Genomic DNA, 1,081 nt, shown 5'->3' on the forward strand with positions numbered 1-1,081 from the left:
AGCCGTTAAACCCGCTGGCGAAATATCGGCTATACCGGCGTTATTAACATCATAGATATGCGGTGCTGAGGACCCTCCGTGATCATTCGTCACCGACAAAGTATGCTGCCCATTAGATAGGCCTGTAATAGCAACATCAAAGTGACCGTGAGCGTCAACCACCGTCGTCGCTATTGTGTGTCCTGCTTCAACGATATGGATAGTTTCACCGGCAACGCCGGTACCACTAAGTAGATTTGCTCCAACATGCAACTGCTGATAGGTACTAAAATACAAGTAATCCACTTCGCCATTTGGCGCACCATCGCAGACACGATTAATAATTCCGAGCGTACCATCTGAAAATTCTACAATACCATGTTCCCAGGCGTTACCCGTACCTGCTGCCCCGCCACTACCGGTATTCACAGTATTAGGAATATGGTGTGATTGCCACCAGCCGTGACTATCAATTCTGGCAAACCCTCCTTGGCCGCTATGATTTGTCGTTAAGGTAGGTTCATTACCTGAAGTCAATTCGTTATGGCTACTGCCTGGCATGTATAAGCCAACTATTTTCAAGCCTGAACTGACTGTCGATGTTTGACTGCCCCAGTCTGCCGTCGTATCAATCACCGCAGGGTCGGCACTGGCAACTACTTCAAGACTGGTTATGGATAATGTCGAAGTGGCGCCCACTGGCGAAGCATAGGCGGAACTAATAACAGGTTTATCTTCAGTCCCGGTAATGGTGATGCTGACTTGTTGGGTTGAGCCATCGGTCGCTGTGAAAGTATAAGTATCTACGACTTGTTGCTTGGCTGGGTCGGGGTCACTGGGTGATAAATCTTGTACTTTGCTTTGATCAAGGGTATAGGTCCATTGACCATTAACCATGGCTATATGGCCGTAGGTGGTGGTTGTACTGACAAGATCTGGGAAATCAGGTGTTTCGCCTGTATCGGTATCAGATATGCTGAGGGTTCCACTGGCGGTTGCGGTGTCACCTGCGTCTCCTTCAGTTACTGCGCCAGTGCTTGCCCCCGTTATTATAGCTGCATCGTCTTTACCATGAACCGTAATAACGAGATTCTGCGTGTCA

1 protein-coding gene is annotated in these 1,081 nt (G+C 48.6%); it reads right to left on the reverse strand.

The window, feature by feature from the left end:
- A partial coding sequence (locus A3738_RS12075) for a VCBS domain-containing protein (protein ID WP_156504227.1) occupies window positions 1-1,081 on the reverse strand: 1,081 nt, incomplete at both ends.

It is taken from the genome of Oleiphilus sp. HI0066, from assembly GCF_001635725.1.